The organism is Vibrio sp. AK197, assembly GCF_053903115.1.
The window spans coordinates 679558-700286 of sequence record NZ_CP096429.1 but is presented as its reverse complement, the minus strand read 5'-3'; the positions used below and the strand labels follow the sequence as shown (position 1 = coordinate 700286).

The window sequence follows — 20729 nt, the reverse complement described above, 5'->3', positions numbered from 1 at the left end:
CTACGTTACTCCTCTGTCACCACGCTAAAGTTGAACTTACTAAGCTTGTTGGCAGAGATCCGCTGCACTTTGGGGTTCTCGCTGATAACACTCATCCCCGTAGGGAGTGAGTCAGTATCAAGCTTGACGAGAAATTGTTTGCCTTTTTTATTGAGAACCCATTGGTCAGGCACGTGGTAGCGCCCGTACTGGTCGGTCTCAATCACAATGCCTTCAACGGTCAGTAAACGAACGCCAGGTACACCATCTTCATAAACACCGCGGTTTTCAATCACAATTTCCCACACATATTCATTGCCTTTTTGATACAGGTGGCGTGAGACATGTAATTTCTCGGCCGCAAGGCCACGCTTCACATCGCCATGCACGACCGAATGTGCGTGACCACTGGCATCAAATTGAATTTCGCTGCCATCTCGACTGACCACACTAAAGGCAAATCCCTGACGCGATTTAGTCTTAAACAAATACGCGATATGGTTGGATTTATTTAATGTTCGGTTCAGTGATAATCCACGTAATTTGCCGTGGCTCACACCATAAATGAGCGGTGATGTGTTGTCTGCATCTTGCAACGTACGGGTTACGCCCTGCTCTCGAATGTGGGTGGACTGTGCAATATAATCGCTTGGGTCTAGATCTACCTTTAATCGCACATCAAAGGCGGTCGCATCTGCTTGGTAACCATCTTGGTTATGGTCTTCAAACACTTTGCCAATGATCGATGCAGTATCAAACAACTTATCGGGCAGGATATCGACCGTCGCAGTCGCGGTATTCGATTTAACCGTCAATGCGCCCGAGGTGTGCCCAGCTTCAGGCGCTAACGCCCAAGCACTATTCACATACTGACCAAATGTCGCACCGATTCCTACTCGTAACAGGTAACGCACACGAATTTGTTCCGTCGTCGTCTCCGATGAAGCGCCATACGCCAGCATATCGCCTAGAGTAAAGCTCAGTTGATTGGTGACGCTGGGTTCACTGGAGATGATCACGTCATCCGCGGTACCAAACTCTCCATCAGGCCCACTATTCGTGATTTCAGTTGAGCCTTCAACATACTGAAAAGCGGATGGGTATCGGTCAATCAGTTTGACATTTTTAAACTCTGACTCATTGTTGTTTTGCACCAACACTTCATATTCGATCACATCCCCCACTTGCGCATCGGTCTTTAACGCTTGCTTCGAGACACTGAGTTGACCCTCATTGTCGGCAAATTTTTTAACGTGTACGGTGACGCTGTCCGAGCGACTGGCGCCCGTGGCAGGGTCGGTTACCGTAAATACATTGGTAATATCATCATCAATGCCTTTATTGATGTCACCGGTGATGGTGAACTGATAACCGTTAGCCATATAAGGTTGCAAATCGAGCGATAATCCCGCAGATGGCAACATCAGATCTTGATTGTTTAGCGTCGCCACAGGGGTATTGCTTGGCCATTCATTAATTTCAATCGTCCAATTGCTAAACAACGGATTGCCATTTGCTCCCATCAATTTCGATACTTCATCCACCATTTGCGCACCAATGACGGCATCTGAGCCCCGATTCGCCACGCGCAAAACATAGGTGATTTGCTGATCGTCATTGGTGTATTCAACGTCATCGCCTTGGCTGGTGGTCTTGTCGACCACTAGGTCGACAGCACGGGGCGTCATTCTCACCGACGAACTTTGTACCTGAGCCGCATTAACACGTTGCTGAGTCTTTATCTCTTCGCCGCCTCGAGCAGTGCTTGATGCTTGAGAGACTTTAAAGGCCGTATTGACGATTTCACCCAGAGCACGGCTGTCGGTTTGGGCACGTATAATAAATTCCACCGTGTCATGCGGTGCGATGGTCAACACACTGTTTAAATCTTCGTTATTTGCCCCATGCTTACTGTTAATTTGTGTTCGTGAATCAGTATACTTTTCTTCAATCGTCCATGAAGTAAAAGCATTGATCACCCGACGATTTCCAGTATTTAAATCAGGTGCGGTTTGTACTTTAATCCGTGAAAGTACGTCTCGCACCACCACATTCTGGGCAAAACCTTGGCTATCGTTGAATAAGGTTATGTGATAGACCGCAATGTCTCCTGGTTCATAGACCGTATTTTCAATTTGTTTTTCAAATGAGACGTTATCGGCGGCTGGCGTTAACGTCGCATTGGCTTGAAACCGTTGAACCCCCGATTGCTGGGCATAGACCATGGTGGCCGTATTTTCGATCTCACCAAGCGCAAGAGGATTCACCTTTCCACGCACGGTAAACACCACGCTGTCATGCGGGGCTAAATTGATCACGGCATCGATGTCGTTATTAACGCCAACAGGCGTAGGCGTCACGGTGGTCAGTTCGTTGCCAAATTCAACCTCAACGTCCCAACGTTCAAACGCACTTTGTTGATGCCCTTCAATGGTGCTCACGCTCAGTTCAGATAACGTATCTTTCAGTTGAATACCACTGGCAAACGCACTGCTGGTATTAGTCACTACAATTCGATAAACACTGTCGGAGCCCGGTTCATAGACGGTTTGCGTCTCACTGCCCGCCTCACCGACAAACTTATCGAGCGTCAGCGATACCGTTTTGGGTTCAATGATCGCAGTCGCGTCACTGCGTTTTCCATCAAACGTTAGGCTCGCAGTATTGCTGATAATGCCCGTGGCCTCGGGGTTAATTTCACCCTCGATGGTAATGGTTAAGGTGTCATTTGGCGCCAAATCCACCTGATAGTTCGCATCGTCATTCCAACCCGCGACATGGTCAACATACGTCCCTTCACTGCCATACGCCACGCTTTGATGCCAACGGGTAAAGGTTGGACCTTTGTCCCCATCAAGTAACTCGACATCGAGCGTAGTTAATAGATCTTCAATCATCACGTCATTGGCATAAGAAGCATCGTGGTTAGTAACGGTGATGACAAAGCCATTTGCAGTTGCGGGTGCATAATGGTCGACTAACGGTGTTTTAGTTATGGTCACGTTAGGTATAAGCGGCGTTGTGGTGACTTGACTTTGCTGAGTCTCACCATCAAATTCGGCACTGAACGTATTGGTCACGTCACCAATAACTTGCGCTTTAAGTTTGCCACCAATGGTTATTGTCACCGTGTCATTTGGCGCAACATCTAATTGGTGATCAACATAACCTTGTGACGATGAAGGCAATAGTGTCATGCCCGTTTTAGATACGGCTTGAATCGTGATGGAATTTGGCTCAAACGCGGTGATCGTGTCACCAAAAATCGACTCTGACGTGACTCGATTAGCATAATCGACAACATGAACATCCGTTGCCCAGGCTCCAGTCGTGTTAGTTAACGTCAGTGTATACGTTAGCTCATCACCACTCTCATACACGCTTTTATCTACCTGTTTATCAATGACGATATGAGCGTCAACAGGCAGATAACTGGCACTGGCCTGAGTCCCATCAATATGGTCCGCACTAACTTTAACTTGGTTAGTAATTTCACCAATCGCATTGTTTGCCACAACGCCTACTAAGTGCAGTTTAAGATGAGCGCTGGGCGCTAAATGGTAATAGCCGATAAAACCCTCTGGGTCGTCAAAATCGGTTTGTTCCAACGTGACACTGCGGCTCACACCGCTATCCGTGAGGTTGATGTAACTGCCTTCTTTAAGCCAGTGGTCGATGACTTTTTGCTCTCCGATGCTATCAACAACCTGTGACTTGATATCCTTGGCAATATCATGAATCGTCAGATTCTGCACATACCCCGCGCCGATATTCTCAATCTCAATATCAAAACCGATGGTATCGCCCGGTTCATAGGTGGCAGGTGTCGAGCTAGCCACCTTGCTGACTTGTAATTCGCCCGCCTGCGGATAGATAAAATGCTGCTGCAAATCATACTGCTTATTGTTGACATACAAGACATTGCCAAACTGACCGACCGCGTCGTCACGCACATGACCCACTATCTCTATTTTTAGCAGTGTCGGCTCATCCCCTTGCGCATGAGCCAATTTCACGACGGCATCAATATCGCCAGAGGTCGGAAGCATACTAATGTCGTTATAATCCGCCGATGCATTCCCAACAATTTGCGATGAAATCGTCCAGTCACTGAGCGCTGTTTGTTGCGCACCATCTACCGTTTCGACCGTATACTGAGACACCGTATCCACAAGGTGAACTTCAGCGTTAGACTCCGAGGTATTGGCAATTAGCAAGGTATAACGAACTTCTCCCCCGGGCGTATACGTTGGTGTATCGGTTGACTTATTGGCAATAATTTGAGCTTCGCCTTGTTCAACGGTAATGGGATTGGAGTCAACACCACCGACCTTAGCAACATTGGTGATAGAGCCAGAAGCACTATCATTGACCGTCCCGGATACCACAAACACCACGCTGTCTCCCGGCATCAAATCCATAGTGGCATCGAGAGGCACGCCGCCTTGATATTGTCCGCTGATCGAGAAACGCTCGCCAGCGGGCTGTTGAGTCATTGAGACAGATTGACTGGTAAACGCAATGTCGCCTGTCGACGTTTTAATGCTGCTTAACTTATCAACGACCGTAACGTCGTTGGCAATGCCTTCACCTTGGTTGGAAATGATAACTTCATAGCTAACCTGACCGCCCGGGTTGTATAAGCATTGTTCTCCACTCGATGATGGAAAGGTGCACGCGCCGTTGTCATCTGCCGTGGTATTAATTAGGCGCTTTTCAAACTCAATTTGCGGTGCAACCGATGGGATTGACGGTGTCGCCACATGATCGGTTCCTCCTTGTGCTTGGTTAGCATCAATCTCTCCTAAGGCGTCTTGGCGTATCGTACCCACAATCGTGAACTCAATCTGTTCGCCTGGCGCAATGTCAGTTACAAGATTGATATCGCCGGAAGAATCGTACGTCGGTAAATAGGTATCGACTTTATTGTCGATACCACTCGAAATCGTATGAGTCACTTGCCATTCAGAAAACGCGGATGCCATCGCGCCACCAAGTACCTCAACTTTGATATCTGAGATCGCATCTTTGATTACTGCGTTGTCATACCAAACGGGTTCAGTATTGTTTACGGAGAGGCGGTAAACCACACGCTCTCCAGGGCGATAGCTATCACCTTGGTGATAGGCTCTACCGCCAATCGAGACAATCGCTTTCTCAACATCGAGCTTGGCGTCATCGACGGCAAGTGTAGAGCGTGAAAAATTCGCACCACGATATTTAGGGGTAACTTGGATATCACTAAGCGCATCCGGTCGAATCTGGGCATTGACGGTAAATTCAACCCATCCACCCGGAGCAATCGACAAGTTTGGAATATCGATATCCACGTCTTGCCCACCCGAAAATTCGCCAATCTGGGTTGTGGTTTCATCGGAATGTTCGACGCTTACAGTCCAATGGTGTGGCTGATATACCACGCCATGTCGCTCATCACTTTCCGCTGCGGCTTGCTGCGCCAACTTGGTGGTTATGGCAGAAAACGTCTCTTGCAACGACGCGCCATATTCCGTCCCTTTGCCTTGGTTTTCCACTCGAAGGCGATAAACAACAGATTGCTCTTCCTCAAGGTGGTTATAGTGACGCTTTTCTTGATTGAAACCAGCATCGCTATACGCTTTGTGTAACTTCGAGATATTGGCGCCGAGCATGGTTGCTCGCTCCGCACTGAGAGTGTGAGCGCCATTAACGTAAGCGGTATTTTGAATCGCGCCCACTGCTCGCTCGTCAACTTTGGCATTAATTATGTATCGAACAAACGTTTGACCAGAAGAAAAGCTACTCGCCGCAATATCAAACTGAGTATCAATATCCGCGTTGTCGGCCACTTTTCCTGCATCACTTAGCCCGCTTTCATCTTGCTGAGTTTCAACCGTCCATTCGCTGAATGCTGGCCCTGTCGTGCCATCAAAATACGCTGTGGTTATCGAAGAAAGCGCATCCTTGATCGACATACTATCGATGTGGGAGTTGTTCTCGTTGACCAGATCAATCTGATAAACGATATAGCCTCCCGGTGTATACCCCCCTGACAGTACAGTACGGCCATCACTGTCTAAGTACTGGGTCAGCGTTTTGGCAAACTGATACTTTTCTGTTGCCGCGCTGCTTTTGCTGCTGACGTAATCTCCGTCGACTTTGAGGTAGTTATAAATGTCACCGACCGCATTGGCGTTGACTTTGGTCGTAACGACATAATCTAGGGTTGCACCCGCGGGTAAGGAAAAGTGGGTATTAATATCTTTCCCATCACCAAGTTGGCTATCAAGGTCAGTCTGCACCGCGTCACTGCCAGAGACATTCGCCACCACCGTCCAACCAGGTTGAAACGCACTGCCGTTCGAACCATCAAGCAAACTCACGTTAACCTTGGAGAGATTGTCTTCAATTGGAATTTGATAGGCTGGGCCTTGCCCATCATTTTTTATCGTCAGGTGGTATGTTAACGTCCCATCGGGTTGGTAACTCGCCTGTTCAACTGTCTTGTTGAAAGCAAGGTGATAATCATAGGGTTTGATGGTGATGCCACCGATAGTTATCTCACCAGCGGCATCAGCCCGCGTATCCCCTTCAACGGTATAAGTTACTGAGTCTTTACCTGCGATATCAATCACCGTATCGATGTTTTGATTATTTGCAACCGTGCCATCAAGAACGCCGTCGGTGGTCCCTTGCCCACCATGACTGTCTTGCTTATCGACTGTTACTGTAAAGTTATCGCTAAAGACATGGCCGAGATTACCATCCATCAGTAGTACATTAATGTCTTCCAAGTTTTCTTGGACCACACGGTTATTTTCGTACCCGACGTTGGAAGAATGGGTCACGGTGTAGGTTATGTGATCGCCCGGTGTATAGTACTGACTCTCTTTTCCATTCACATACACTTTGCGCACTACGTCCGCGCCATTGTGCGCTTTACGCATTTCATGATGAGAGACGTGGGACTTCTGATTGACTAACTCAAAATTCTGATAGATATAAGCATCGTTGGCGATGATACTGTGCAAGCGGCCAGACTCATCACGCGTTCCAACAACGTTATCTTTCACTCGCGCTCGAATTTTAAATTCTCTTTGCTCACCGGCATCAAGTGTGAACGTTTCACCTTGCGCCGCTGGATAGATCAAATTTTCATTCGTGACAGCGCGCCAACCACTCCCGTCCCCATAGTCAAATTGCCATGAGACAAATGGGTTTTGGTCTTCAAGTTCAACGTAATGACCCTCTTTTTGGTTTGCTAGCACTGAACGAATTTGTGTGAGCGGATCGACCAATTTGAGCCCGGATACAGGCTGCGAGCTGTTGTTAAGAACGGCAATGGTATAAATAGCGTCTGCGCCTGGCGTAAAATAATGGCTATCCGCCGTTTTAACGATCGACACATTCAGGTTGTCAATTTGATCACCGACCTCCGCCGTCGCAGACATATTAAGAGCGTTAACCGGGTCATAGACTTCAACCGTATTGCTAACTTCTGTTCCGATATAATCTTCTTTTACCAACCCCCGAACATGAAAAGAAACGTGCCCAAGCCCTTCACTGGTTCGTGGGTCAATATCAATATAGGCATTGATATTATTATTATCGGGGTAACCACTCGCTTGCCCCGCATAACTGCCGCTGGCAAAAGGGGAATGATGATCGTCTGTCGCGGCGGTGATGACCCATTTAGAAAAGGCGTTCATCCCTGCAATATCATCACTAACATGCACTTCGTTGGCATAGCCAGAGCCACGGTTGTATACCGTAATATCGAAGTCCACCCATTCTCCGGGCCTAAATGATTCAGTGTTAGAGAGCTTGACCACAACCACATCAGGCTCACGCGGATAGACGACTGCCGAATCGCTCGCGCTGGTTTGCGATTTCGAATCTGGTGTTTCTATCGTGACTTGGTTGGTAAACGCACCATAAAGGATTTCATTGTCAATGCTGCGGTCAAGCTGCGCTTCAATGGTATAGACAACAGTAGCGTTTGGTGGAATCTGAGCCAGAGTATCGAGGTCACTATTGTCACTAAACGTCCCGACATCGGTATAGGCAATTAACTCTGGATTGTCAGATTCCGCCTCAGCGCGAATCGTCCAATGGGTAAACGCTGGCTTTGTTTGGTTATCCGGCTCCAAAAGTGACGCCGTCACAGAGGAAATGGCATCTTTCACCACGACATTGGTCGCATATCCATTGCCTTTAGGATTGGTGACACGAAGCTGATAGCTGATGGTATGTTCTTGTTTTGCGTAGTATGTGTATTCACGGCGATAATCGCTATCACTGTTGGTCTTAACCCATTTCTCAACCTCGATTTGGAAATCTCTGGGATCGACACCACGGTCAGCATAGACATTCCCATCCACCGTCACGCTGTTCTTTATATTGCCGTTCGCATAAGGGTTCACCTTCGCGACAATGGTATAAATCACATAACTATTGGGTTCGATAGTCGCGGTAACATCCAACGGCTCAGGGCTTGTCATACTATTGGAAATTCCGGTATTGGTTGCGCTTGCCGGCGTTCCATCTTGATGCAACGCCTTGGCCGTCACCGTCCATTCACTAAATGCAGAGACCTCATTGCCTTCAATCCCAGTGGTAGTGATATTGGGCAAGTCATCAAATACCCGCACTTGGTTGGCAAAACCGTCACCATCATTATCAACTCGAATGGTATAGGTAAGCTCACCATTGGGTGAATAATAACGCGCGTCGACATCTTTGCTGACTCGCAAATTATCATCGGGCATTTGGATGCCTGATCCACTCTCCGCCACGTTGTCACTGCAGCCAGCTTGAGTATCTAAAATAGTGCCAATACTGGTGCTACTGACTTCTGCGGTAAGCTGATAATGAATTGATTTACCTGGTGCAATGTCAGGAGATAGGGTCAGCGGCGTGGTTATCCATTGCCCATATTGAAAACGCCCAGGATCGCTACCGACGTTATCTTCTCCTGATACTACCTCCAGCTTCCAGCGAGAAAAGGCAGGACCAACGCCTGCACCATCAGCTTGCTCTGTGACCACACAGCTTAAGTCATCCACCACCTGCACGTTGTTGGCAAAATAATGACTTGCCTTATTTTCAACGTAGATATCATAAGTGACAGCGTCACCAGGAATGTACTCAGAGCGGGTTGTGGACTTTTCAATACGGACCTCAGAATCTGTGGCAGAGAGAACTTTTTCGGCGCTCAACCCTCCGGTTAACAGGCTATCAGCGATAAGCACTTTATCAGAATTAAGCACTCTGGCATTAGCGCCATGAAGCTCACCAATGGTCACAGGTGATAACGTCGCAACTATCTGGTAGTCAATACGCTCATTAGGATAAATCGTAACCTGATCGTCCAATGAAACATCAGTGCCGTCGCCTAATTCGCTTAAGCTCGAGGAACTGTGCTCACCAAGCTGATTGATTTGGATATGCCACGTTGAAAATGGCTGACCACTAACATCACTGTGGTCGTGATCACTGGCTAAATTATTTGCAAGACCAAGCTGAGTCACCAGGTCTGCGATATTGTGCTGAACGTGGTATTGGTGAGCGATGCCCTGTCCGTCGTTAATCACGGATACGTCGAATACCACCTGATCATTCACCAAATAAGGTTGGGTTTGATTGATGGTATGCGTTAAAGAAATAGCCGGTAATGCAGAGGGCGTAACTAAAGTTTCACTCTGTTGCGACCCCTCTCGAGTCACCGAGTGTGCTTGGGTCACAATCTCACCAGTGATGTTGTCGCTAACTTGCGCGGTAATATGATAGGTGAGCGTCCCCCCGACAGCTAACGCTGCATCTGTAACAGCAAGATCAGATGAAGCGTCGAAGCTTCCAACATCACTGCCGCTGCCGCTTTGGGTTGCGCTGATATTCACCGAGTGAAAAGCAGGTTGCTCGCCGCTCTCAGTCCCTTGCGTATTCACGCTCACCACAGGAAAATCAATATCAAGATGTTGGACTTTATAGCTCCCAGTATTTTCAAGCGTTAAGGTGTAATTCAAAGCCTGACCCACTTGATACTGGGTTTTATCCGCGCGAAGCGTCAACGTATATTGATAAGGCGCCGGCTGAAGGGCAACGTGGGAGCTCGATTCAAATTGCTGCTCACTGCCATCAATCTCAGCCCAAACTGTTGCTTCAGCCAAGTTAATCTGCTCAATCACATCGTCGCTGGCCTGCGCTTCAACATGATAAGTAACACTGCCTAAAGGCGAGAGGACCACCGAGTCTGCAACCAAGTCGCTATTTGATGCTTCAAATACACCCGCATTGGAAAGCCAACCGCTGCTTGCTGAAATCTCAGTGGTTTTGAATGCCGAAGTTAACCCATCCTTTGAATAAGACTGGAGACTAAAAACATCACTTTGCACTCGTACGTTGGTTAGGCGTTGCAGCGTGGTGTTACGAACCGTAATTTGATAATGGACCGAGTCGTTATTCTCATAGTGGGTCTGATTGGAGGCAACAGACACCGTGATTTCGCCAGCAGAATAAGCGAATGCTGAAAACACGAAAAAGAAAAACGAAAAAAACCAAACAACAAGCGTTTTTTTTAAGAGCACGTGACATACCTAGATTAACTTAAAACGGCAAGAAATCGGCTCTTAAGAGTATTCAGTTTTTACAGATGGGGATTATCGCCCCGAACGCCCTGTCACTCTGTGATAAACTGCTTGAAAAAGCATGAAGACAACATTTTAGCGCTATCTCACTCTTTTTAGCCGAACAATGAAACGCGGCTAAAATAGAGCAAAATGACAGCAGTGTAATGACAGTAACACCTTATTTATCAGTGCGTTATTTCCTACACCAAAGGCATTAAATCGGAGTATTAAAATTTCAATCGGTAGGCTGAGTGCTGAGCCCTTCCATTTGTTCGTCTAAGTTGAGAACGGTTAACGCGTTACTGACGCTTGTGGCGATAACATCGATGGCTTGAGTTCTTAAAGCGCCTAGCAAAGCCAGTGGCTTACTGTTTTCCGCCGCGATAGCAATCACTTCATTTATCGGGCGAAACTCATCGATTCCAAGCCCTATAATGCGATCACTCATCACGGTCTTCGCCGCTTGACCATGAATATCAAAGAAATCATAACCAGCAAAATCACCCACAACCCCTTGATGAAGACGAGACTGCACCACCTCTTCAGCGGTAAACCAGCCTAAATCAACCATGTAACTGTTTTCACTCATATCACCAATCCCCACCAAAGCAACATCAGCTTTACGCGCTAAATCAAGGGTTTGCTTGACTGTTGCATTTTGCATAAAGGCTAACTTTTGCTCTCGGTTTTCGGCATAGGCTGGCGCATAGAGCGTTTCTGAGGTGCCCCCATATTTTTTGGCTAACTGACGGCAAATATGATCAGCATTGAACATACCGCCGCGCGGGTGAATTCCGCCGATACCACAAACGAACTTGCAGTCTCGAGACGTAATCACCCCCACATGATGTGCCACGGCAGACACGTTGCGCCCTTGTCCCACACTAACCACCATACCATTTCTCAATGTTGAGTTAAGGTAGTTAGAAACTAACCCCGCCACTTGCAGACGTTGCTGCTCTTCGTTAGGTTGATCGAGAGCAATTAATGCACGCTTTACACCAAAACGTTCAATAAGGCGCTGTTCAATTTTGGCACTAAAGACGGGGTGATATTTGACAGTAATTTCAACAATGCCTTCATCGCGCGCTTGTTTGAGCATTCGCCCGACTTTCGCTCGAGAAATGGCGTATTTTTTTGAGATCTCTTCTTGAGTCGCACCATCCTGATAATAGGACACCGCTACCTCAGTGAGCAGATCAGTGCTTTCAACTGAAATCTCTTTACTCGAACTCGACATGCATTTACCTCATTAACTGTGAACATTTGTATCAACAAGTTACAAATGTAATAGGCACTTTAACATGTAACTTTTGCTCAGCCAAATAACATTTTCTCAGTGGGTTTGTTGCGTCGTTACGGCTTCGGTGGATGCTTATTGGACATAAGCAAACGTTTTTCTTTTAGTACCTAAATAAATGCCCAAAAAAAGCTTGATGGAGTTCACCTAAAACTCCCAATTTCAATTGACATTTTCATCCATTCAGATAAATATGGGTACATCATTTACTCAACATTGGAACAAATGCTCAACGCAAATTGTTTTCGTGTTGAAAAATTAGAGTTAGCTGGTCGCAACTCACGCAAAACAAGCTATGTTCGATTAGTTAACCTGCTAGCATCTGCCTGACTGTAATGCAGTCCAAAGCCAAATATAGGATGATCGATATGAGCAACAAGCTAGAGCAACTTCGTAAAATGACTACTGTTGTCGCGGATACCGGTGAAATCGACGCGATTAAAAAGTACCAACCAGAAGATGCCACCACTAACCCTTCTTTGATTCTTAAAGCCGCTCAAATCGCCGAGTACGCGCCCTTTATCGACCAAGCGATCGAATATGCTAAATCACAAAGCAATGATAAAGAGCAACAAATCCAAGACACTTGTGACATGCTTGCGGTCAACATTGGTAAAGAAATCCTTAAGTCTATCCCTGGCCGTATCTCAACTGAAGTTAACGCTCGTCTTTCATACGACACGGAAGGCAGCGTTGAGAAAGCCCGCCAACTGATCAAAATGTATAACGACGCTGGCATCAGCAATGATCGTATCCTGATCAAATTGGCTTCGACTTGGGAAGGTATTCGTGCCGCTGAAATTCTAGAGAAAGAAGGGATTAACTGTAACCTAACGCTTCTATTCTCGTTCGCACAAGCACGTGCGTGTGCGGAAGCTGGTGTTTTCCTGATCTCTCCTTTCGTCGGTCGCATTATGGACTGGTACAAAGCGAAAGAAGGCCGTGAATTTGAAGCGCAAGAAGATCCAGGCGTACTGTCTGTCACTAAGATTTACAACTACTACAAAGAGCACGGCTACGATACTGTCGTTATGGGTGCAAGCTTCCGTAACGTTGGTGAAATTCTTGAACTTGCAGGTTGTGACCGTCTCACTATCAGCCCACAACTTCTTCAAGATCTTGCCGATGCAGACGGTGATGTTGTTGAGAAACTAAAAGTCACTGAAGCGTCTAAAGAGCGCCCTGCTGCTATGACTCACTCAGAGTTCCTATGGGAACATAACCAAGATCCGATGGCTGTTGAAAAACTGGCTGAAGGTATCCGTAACTTTGCAGTTGACCAAGGTAAACTTGAGTCAATGATCGAAGCGAAGTTATAAGCTGAGTAGACAAAGGCGAGCAATAGGCTCGCCTTATTTACAAATTCCTTTTGAGCCGAACCATCGGCTCTGACTTATTTAACGTATCGAGTAATGACTATTATGGATCGTAAAATTTTAGCTAACGCTATTCGCGCCCTTGCAATGGATGGCGTTCAAAAAGCAAATTCAGGTCACCCAGGTGCCCCGATGGGGATGGCGGATATCGCCGAAGTACTTTGGCGTTCACACCTAAACCACAACCCAGCGAACCCAAACTGGGCAGACCGTGACCGCTTCGTACTGTCTAACGGTCACGGTTCAATGCTGATCTACTCTCTGCTTCACCTTTCTGGCTACGACTTGCCAATCGAAGAGCTAAAGAACTTCCGTCAGCTGCATTCAAAAACACCAGGTCACCCTGAATATGGTTATGCGCCGGGTATTGAAACGACCACCGGTCCTCTTGGCCAAGGTATTAGCAATGCGGTTGGTATGGCACTGGCAGAAAAAGCATTAGCCGCGCAGTTTAACAAAGAAGGTCACGATATCGTTGACCACTATACTTACGCGTTCCTTGGCGATGGCTGTTTGATGGAAGGCATTTCTCATGAAGCAAGCTCACTAGCGGGCACGCTTGGCCTTGGCAAATTAATTGCGTTCTGGGATGACAACGGCATTTCTATCGATGGACACGTTGAAGGCTGGTTCTCTGACGATACTGCAAAACGTTTTGAATCGTACGGCTGGCATGTGATCCCTGCGGTTGATGGCCACGATCCTGAAGCGATTAATGCCGCCATTGAAGCCGCGAAAGCCGAAACGGCCCGCCCAACGCTGATTTGTACTAAAACCATTATCGGTTTTGGCTCACCAAACAAATCGGGCTCACATGACTGTCACGGCGCGCCGCTTGGTGATGACGAAGTGAAAGCAGCACGTGAATTCCTAGGTTGGGAATACGGTCCGTTTGAAATTCCTGCCGATATCTACGCTGAGTGGAATGCAAAAGAAGCCGGCGCTGCTAAAGAATCAGCATGGGATGAAAAATTTGCCGCTTACGCCAAAGCGTACCCAGAGTTAGCCGCAGAATTTAAACGTCGTGTCGATGGTGACCTACCCGCTGAGTGGGAAGCGAAAGCGTCGAAAATCATTGCCGACCTGCAAGCAAACCCAGCTAATATCGCATCACGTAAAGCATCACAAAATGCACTAGAAGCATTTGGTGCGCTACTCCCTGAATTTATGGGCGGCTCGGCGGACCTTGCGCCATCGAACCTTACTATCTGGTCAGGCTCTCAATCCATTACTGCGGATGACGCATCAGGTAACTACATTCACTACGGTGTGCGTGAGTTTGGTATGACGGCCATCATCAACGGTATCGCATTGCACGGCGGTTTTATTCCTTACGGTGCGACCTTCCTGATGTTTATGGAATACGCGCGTAATGCAATGCGTATGGCGGCACTGATGAAAGTGCAAAACATCCAAGTGTATACGCACGACTCGATTGGCCTTGGTGAAGATGGCCCAACTCACCAACCGGTTGAACAAATTGCCACACTGCGTCTAACGCCAAACATGAGCACATGGCGTCCATGTGACCAAGTGGAATCCGCAGTGGCTTGGAAACTGGCTATTGAACGTAAAGATGCGCCAACCGCGCTGATTTTCTCGCGCCAAAACCTTGCTCAACAAGATCGTAATGAGCAGCAATTGGCTGATATCGCCAAGGGTGGTTACATCCTGAAAGATTGCGAAGGCAAACCTGAACTTATTTTGATCGCGACTGGCTCAGAAGTTGAGATTGCAGTTAATGCTGCGGCAGAGCTTAGCGCTTCAGGTAAACAAGTTCGCGTAGTATCCATGCCATCCACTGATGCGTTTGATAAGCAAGATGCGGCGTACCGTGAAGCGGTATTGCCATCAGATGTGACGGCTCGTGTTGCGGTGGAAGCTGGTATTGCCGATTACTGGTACAAGTACGTGGGTCTTAACGGCCGCGTTGTGGGCATGACAACCTTTGGTGAGTCTGCGCCAGCTGGTGAGCTATTTAAACTGTTTGGCTTTACGACTGAGAATGTGGTTAAAGTTGCCAAAGAAGTTCTCGCATAAGCGCAAAAGTACTGATGAAAGCCCCCCCTTTGCGGGGCTTTTTATTTGTCGGTCAAAAGTATATGCTCGACTTGTTTTTCTTCGCCCCCGACGCCCCCGTTAACTCAACATTCTAAAAATGATCTTTAGGAACAAAGCTCATGCGCCTAACATTGACATGACCTTTAAGACAACGTACATAAAATCCGTTTTTGTCAGACGCAAAACTTAAATCTGTTATGCAAAACTCTCCCTGTTGAAACAGCAATTCGCTAGAACACCGGTCAATAACGGCAGTCAATTGAATACTGTCTGCCTCCGGTATAGATAAACTCACTTCATGAGCAAAATGGTCCTGATAGTTTTTTTCGCCTTCTATACCAATTGTTCGTTTGGTTGTGATTAAATAGCCACCCTCAAGACGCTGTAAGGTATAAACTAAAGATGCATTCCCCAAAGGCGAAAAAATCATTGTCGTTCCATGACCTAATACAAATTCACCCTCGAGTATCCCAGTTTGATGGTGCTGATTTGCAAACAGGCTTTCTCCACTTCGCAACGTATGATCTTGCATTATAATAGAGCCTTGCTGATTGCCCCAATGTTGAGGTAACGAAGATAAAAGTCGCAGTCCTGATGGCGTTTGTGCCAGTTTTAAATCTCGAGGGATAGTCATAGCACTTCGCCATGCTTTAGTAGGCACATCGTTCGCATAGAGCCAATTACTCATCCAAGCGATTGACGTTCGATGCCCATTACCGGTATCAGACCAAGTTTGTGCTGCATAGTAATCATGACCATAATCCAGCCACAAAACGGTTTTCGCATCGTTAAGATTGGTAAACCCTTCCCCATCAAATTGTCCAATAAAATATTGAGTGCCAGAGCCGCCTGCGTAACTACCCCGCTGCACACCAACAATTAATACCCAATAACACATATCTGAATCTTCCAATTGGATTGGAAATAGATCCGGACACTCCCATGGTAATTCATCATGTTTGCCATCATTCAAGCCAAAGTTAGACGTTTTATCCCAATGTTTAAGATCTTGTGAGCGGTAGAATCCTATCTCCTGTCCTTCGGTAACCACCATAACCCAATGCTGAGATGGTGAGTGCCAAATGACTTTCGGATCACGAAAATCATTTAATCCCGGATTGGGAAGAATGGGATTATCACTAAATTTCTCCCAGCTAAATCCGCCATCTTTGCTATACGCAAGACTCTGCATTTGATCGCTATCTCGTCCATTGTCATGAGCAATACATGCGGTGTAAAACGCCAGTACTCCAGGCTGCTCAATGTTCTCAAATAGTCCACTCGTATTGTGCCAATCCACTATAGCGCTACCTGAAAAGCACATTCCATTGGCATCAGGTACAAGCGCTGGCGGCAGGTGCTGCCAATGACACAGATCGACGCTGACAGCATGTCCCCAATGCATCGGGCCCCACTTATTTGCGTATGGAAAGTACTGATAAAATAAGTGATATTCGTTATTAACGTAAACCAAACCATTTGGATCATTCATCCAACCAAATGGTGGAGTAAAGTGTATGTTCGGTCGAAAAGGGTCCGCGACTAATTTTTGCATATCATTTACTTCCAAGTATTAGCCTATACGATTGAAAAAAAGATGAGTCTAAGCGGCAATCTCAAACGCAGCTTTAATCAGTTTTTGTGTGTATTCCATTTGTGAATTTTCTAGCACGTCAATCGTTAAGCCTTCTTCCACAACTTCACCATGTCTCATCACCAAGACCCGATGACAAAGTGATTTCACCACGCGTAAATCATGACTAATGAACAAGTAGGATATCCCTCTTTTGGTTTGCAACTGCTTAAGTAACTGAACGATCTGATTCTGAATGGTTAAATCCAAAGCCGATGTTGGTTCGTCCAATAGAATTACTTTAGGATCGAGAACAAGAGCTCTGGCTATTGCAATTCTTTGCCGCTGACCTCCGGAAAATTCGTGCGGATAGCGATTGAGGATATTTGCGGGTAACCCTGCGTCCAGTAACGCTTTTTCAAGTTTGATCAGGCGTTCACTGGGATCTGTGCATAACCCATTGACTGTCAATCCCTCTTCAAGTATTTGCTTGACCGAAAGACGAGGATTGAGAGAGGAGAACGGGTCTTGAAACACAACTTGGAGTTCTTTGCGCAAAACGCGAAGTTGCTCGTTGGTGATCGTATTTAAACACTGCCCTTCATAAGTCACATTCCCCCTAATCTCACCTGTATTGAGTAGCTGGAAAATCGCCATGGCGAGTGTTGTTTTGCCCGAACCACTTTCACCAACAATACCTAATGTTTCGCCACGCTTGAGGGAGATAGAGATGTCATCAACTGCCAGCAGTTTTTTCTCTGGCTTACGACTGAACCAGCCTTGATGGCCTAATTTAAATTCAACACTCATGTTGTCAGCATGCAAGATCACAGGCGATACCTGAGGCACAGGCAGTGCTGTACCTTTCGGCTCGGAGTCAATTAACATCTGGGTATAACTATGCTCTGCTTTGGTGAAGATCTTCTCGGTTAATCCATGCTCAACCACTTCACCACGCTTCATGACATAGATATAGTCCGCAAACTGGCGAACAATGGTTAAATCATGCGTAATCAACAAGACACTCATGCCAATATCTTGTTGTAAGTTCTTTATGAGACGTAATATATTTGCCTGAACAGTGACATCAAGTGCGGTCGTAGGTTCATCCGCGATGAGTAAGTCGGGGTTATTCGTCAATGCCATCGCAATCATAACCCTCTGGCGTTGTCCTCCAGAAAGTTGATGAGGGTACTGATCAAAACGTTCTTGAGGATGCGGAAGTTGTACCGCTTCAAACAGTTCAATCGTTCTTTGTTTTGCCTCAGCCTTCGATATTTTTTGGTGAATTAAAATCGCTTCACTGACCTGTTCACCTAGCGTATACAGTGGGTTCAGTGAAGTCATGGGCTCCTGAAAAATCATGGATATCTTGTTACCACGTAGCTTGAGTAACTGGCGTTCGCTTGCCGTGGTAATATCAACGTCGCGATAGCTGATTTTGCTTTGTTGCCCCACTTTGGCATGATTAGGCAGTAGCCCCATTAACGAGCGAGCTGAGACCGATTTCCCAGAACCACTCTCACCCACTAGTGCGACCATTTCCCCTGCTTTAATGCTGTAACTCACCCCGTGCAGTGCTTGCACCAGACCATCTTCTGTTTTGAACCCAACATTAAGGTCTGCAACACGTGCGATAACCTCTCTGCTAATCGATTGATTTTCAGGTTTCATTCTATCTTTCATCTTATTTCCTCAACATCAGCGCTTAATTGGAGTAAGGATCAACCGCATCTCGAAGACCATCACCCAAAGCGTTAAAACCTAATACCGCCACTAAAATGAAACCAACGGGATAAAGTAACCATGGATAGGAACCAATTGTTTGGAATTGTCCTGCCGCATTAAGTAACGATCCCCAACTAAACATGGGAGCTTTAACTCCAACGGCCAAAAAACTAAAGAAACTTTCGGTAAGTACGATAGTGGGTAACATAATTGTCGCTAGCACCACCACATTGCTGGTGACATTAGGCAGAATATGCCGCAGTACAATACGCATATCTTTGGCTCCGACCGCTTTGGCTGCTTTGATATAATCAAGATTGCGCATCGATAAGGCTTGAGCCCTTACCTGACGGGCGACAAACGCCCATTGCAGCGAAGATAAAATAATGATCAGCATAATAAATACGTTTAATGAGTCCGCTGTTTTGGGCAGTACAGCAATTAACGCTAAATAAAGTGGCACAGCCGGAAAGGCCAATGCCAGTTCTGCTATTCGCTGAACAACGAAATCAAACCGTCCACCATAGTAACCAGATAGAATGCCGACAACCGTACCAACGGCGATCACGATAAATACAACAGTAATCGCAAAAATCAATGTGATACGGCTACCAAAGAAACAACGCGCGAGCAAATCTCGCCCCAAATTGTCGGAGCCCAGCAGAAATAAAGGCGCATCATTTTCTAATCCAACCAAGTGAGTTGTGAAGGTCATACCAAGAAAGTCATACTCCCACCCCTGATGAAAAAACGTTAGGCTAATACGCTGCGCCCTATTTTCTTTAACAACTGGCAAAAAAGTCGTTGGGTCAAGTTCAATGACTTTTTCATAGACGAATGGTCGTAAATGAAAATCGCCCTCTGAGTCAAAAAACCGAATGTTAGCAGGCGCATCGTAAATATGTTCGCTAAAGCGAACCGTTGGGTTATTCGGTGAAAAAAAAGGGGCAAAAATAGAGGTTAAACCAAGTAGCGTAAGTAAAACCAAACTCGTCAGTGCCATTCTATTTCGTTTAAAACGTATCCAAACTAGGCTGGAATAACTTTGTGATTGTTTCATGATGACGACCTACGATAAGCGAATTCTGGGATCAAGGATGGCTAGCAACAAATCAGAGATTAAATTGCCAACGATAAGTAACGCAGCGACGAGCAGCATGATTGTACCGATCACGTAAGTATCCTGCTCAGCCATAGCCGAAATGATAAGAGGCCCAATCGTCGGAATACCCAATACCATCGCGGCTTCCATTTCTCCAGTAATCATGTAAGGCAAGGCGACGCCTTGATAAGAAATCAAACTATGTAGCGCGTTCGGAACTGCGTGTTTATAAATCACTTTGCTTTCACGTAACCCTTTCGCTCGGGCTGTTTCGATATATTGCATTCTTAAAATATCGAGTAAGTTGCCGCGCATTAATCGAAGATTGAACGCCATGCCACCAAAAGCGGCAATAAAAATGACAGGCCATATATGAAGCAAAGTGTCGAAGAACTTGTTCCAAGACATGGGCGCAAATAAATACTCGGGAGAGTTCATTGCCCCAATCGAGCCGATATCCCAGGCAAATATCATGAAATAAACAATAATGATGGCCATCACAAATCGCGGAACTGTCATCGCAATAAAAGACAGCAACGTTGCAACTCGATCTCCAATTCTATTTTGATTGGTCGCGGCAAATATTCCCGCAAATACACCTAGTAACGTCGCTCCGATGTGACACCCGAGAGCGATAAAAATCGTTCTAGGTAAACGCTCTCCAACGACATCCATGACGGGTTTGTTGTAAGCAAATGAATACCCAAAATCAAAATGGAAAACGATATTTTTTAACCAATTAGCGTACTGAGTTAAGATCGGTTGGTCTAAACCGTAACGTGTCCTAGCCGCATCAGCCAAACGTTGTGCTTGTTCCGGAGAGGCCCCGCCCATAGAAATCGCTTGGTTTTTGATTAAATCACCATAATCCCCATCCGGGAGCTGGATAATAACGAACGTGATGGCACTCAGTATCAACAGTAAACCGACCGTACTCAGTATCCGTTTAGTCATAAATTCAAACATGTGTATCCCTTAAGCCGGCGGGATTAGCTTCCCGCCC

8 protein-coding genes are annotated in these 20729 nt (G+C 46.4%); 2 read left to right on the top strand and 6 right to left on the bottom strand.

The window, feature by feature from the left end; translation table 11 throughout:
- Positions 1-5 precede the first annotated feature (5 nt).
- Both M1D72_RS03170 and M1D72_RS03165 read right to left on the bottom strand, forming a co-directional pair.
- Positions 6-10544 carry a DUF11 domain-containing protein gene (locus M1D72_RS03170; protein WP_456295540.1) on the bottom strand — a complete coding sequence of 3513 codons (10539 nt, stop codon included), beginning with the start codon at positions 10542-10544 and terminating at the stop codon, positions 6-8.
- A 277-nt stretch (positions 10545-10821) separates the two neighbouring features.
- Positions 10822-11826 (bottom strand): sugar-binding transcriptional regulator, encoded by a 1005-nt coding sequence (locus tag M1D72_RS03165; protein ID WP_456295539.1) that lies wholly within the window; start codon positions 11824-11826, stop codon positions 10822-10824.
- 428 nt (positions 11827-12254) lie between these two features.
- Between M1D72_RS03165 and tal the strand changes: the two genes are divergently transcribed.
- The gene (tal, locus tag M1D72_RS03160; protein WP_456295538.1) at positions 12255-13205 is read left to right on the top strand and encodes a transaldolase; all 951 of its coding nucleotides are present in this window, start codon (positions 12255-12257) and stop codon (positions 13203-13205) included.
- A gap of 102 nt (positions 13206-13307) precedes the next feature.
- Positions 13308-15302 (top strand): transketolase, encoded by a 1995-nt coding sequence (gene tkt, locus M1D72_RS03155; protein WP_456295537.1) that lies wholly within the window; start codon positions 13308-13310, stop codon positions 15300-15302.
- 112 nt (positions 15303-15414) lie between these two features.
- On the opposite strand, the gene M1D72_RS03150 is transcribed toward tkt, so the two are convergent.
- From M1D72_RS03150 to M1D72_RS03135, 4 genes are all read right to left on the bottom strand, one after another.
- Positions 15415-16878 carry a glycoside hydrolase family 32 protein gene (locus M1D72_RS03150; RefSeq protein WP_456295536.1) on the bottom strand — a complete coding sequence of 488 codons (1464 nt, stop codon included), beginning with the start codon at positions 16876-16878 and terminating at the stop codon, positions 15415-15417.
- Between the two features lie 48 nt (positions 16879-16926).
- Positions 16927-18549 carry an ABC transporter ATP-binding protein gene (locus M1D72_RS03145; protein WP_456295595.1) on the bottom strand — a complete coding sequence of 541 codons (1623 nt, stop codon included), beginning with the start codon at positions 18547-18549 and terminating at the stop codon, positions 16927-16929.
- A gap of 55 nt (positions 18550-18604) precedes the next feature.
- Entirely contained in the window at positions 18605-19627 is a 1023-nt protein-coding gene (locus tag M1D72_RS03140) for an ABC transporter permease (RefSeq protein ID WP_456295535.1), read from the bottom strand.
- 66 nt (positions 19628-19693) lie between these two features.
- Positions 19694-20692 (bottom strand): ABC transporter permease, encoded by a 999-nt coding sequence (locus M1D72_RS03135; protein WP_456295534.1) that lies wholly within the window; start codon positions 20690-20692, stop codon positions 19694-19696.
- Between the last annotated feature and the right edge of the window lie 37 nt (positions 20693-20729).

Excerpts from the sequence above, each read along its gene's own strand:
- tkt (WP_456295537.1), top strand. The coding sequence starts at position 13,308 with ATGGATCGTAAAATTTTAGCTAACGCTATTCGCGCCCTTGCAATGGAT.
- M1D72_RS03165 (WP_456295539.1), bottom strand. The coding sequence starts at position 11,826 with ATGTCGAGTTCGAGTAAAGAGATTTCAGTTGAAAGCACTGATCTGCTC.
- M1D72_RS03140 (WP_456295535.1), bottom strand. The coding sequence starts at position 19,627 with ATGGCACTGACGAGTTTGGTTTTACTTACGCTACTTGGTTTAACCTCT.
- M1D72_RS03135 (WP_456295534.1), bottom strand. The coding sequence starts at position 20,692 with ATGTTTGAATTTATGACTAAACGGATACTGAGTACGGTCGGTTTACTG.
- M1D72_RS03150 (WP_456295536.1), bottom strand. The coding sequence starts at position 16,878 with ATGCAAAAATTAGTCGCGGACCCTTTTCGACCGAACATACACTTTACT.
- tal (WP_456295538.1), top strand. The coding sequence starts at position 12,255 with ATGAGCAACAAGCTAGAGCAACTTCGTAAAATGACTACTGTTGTCGCG.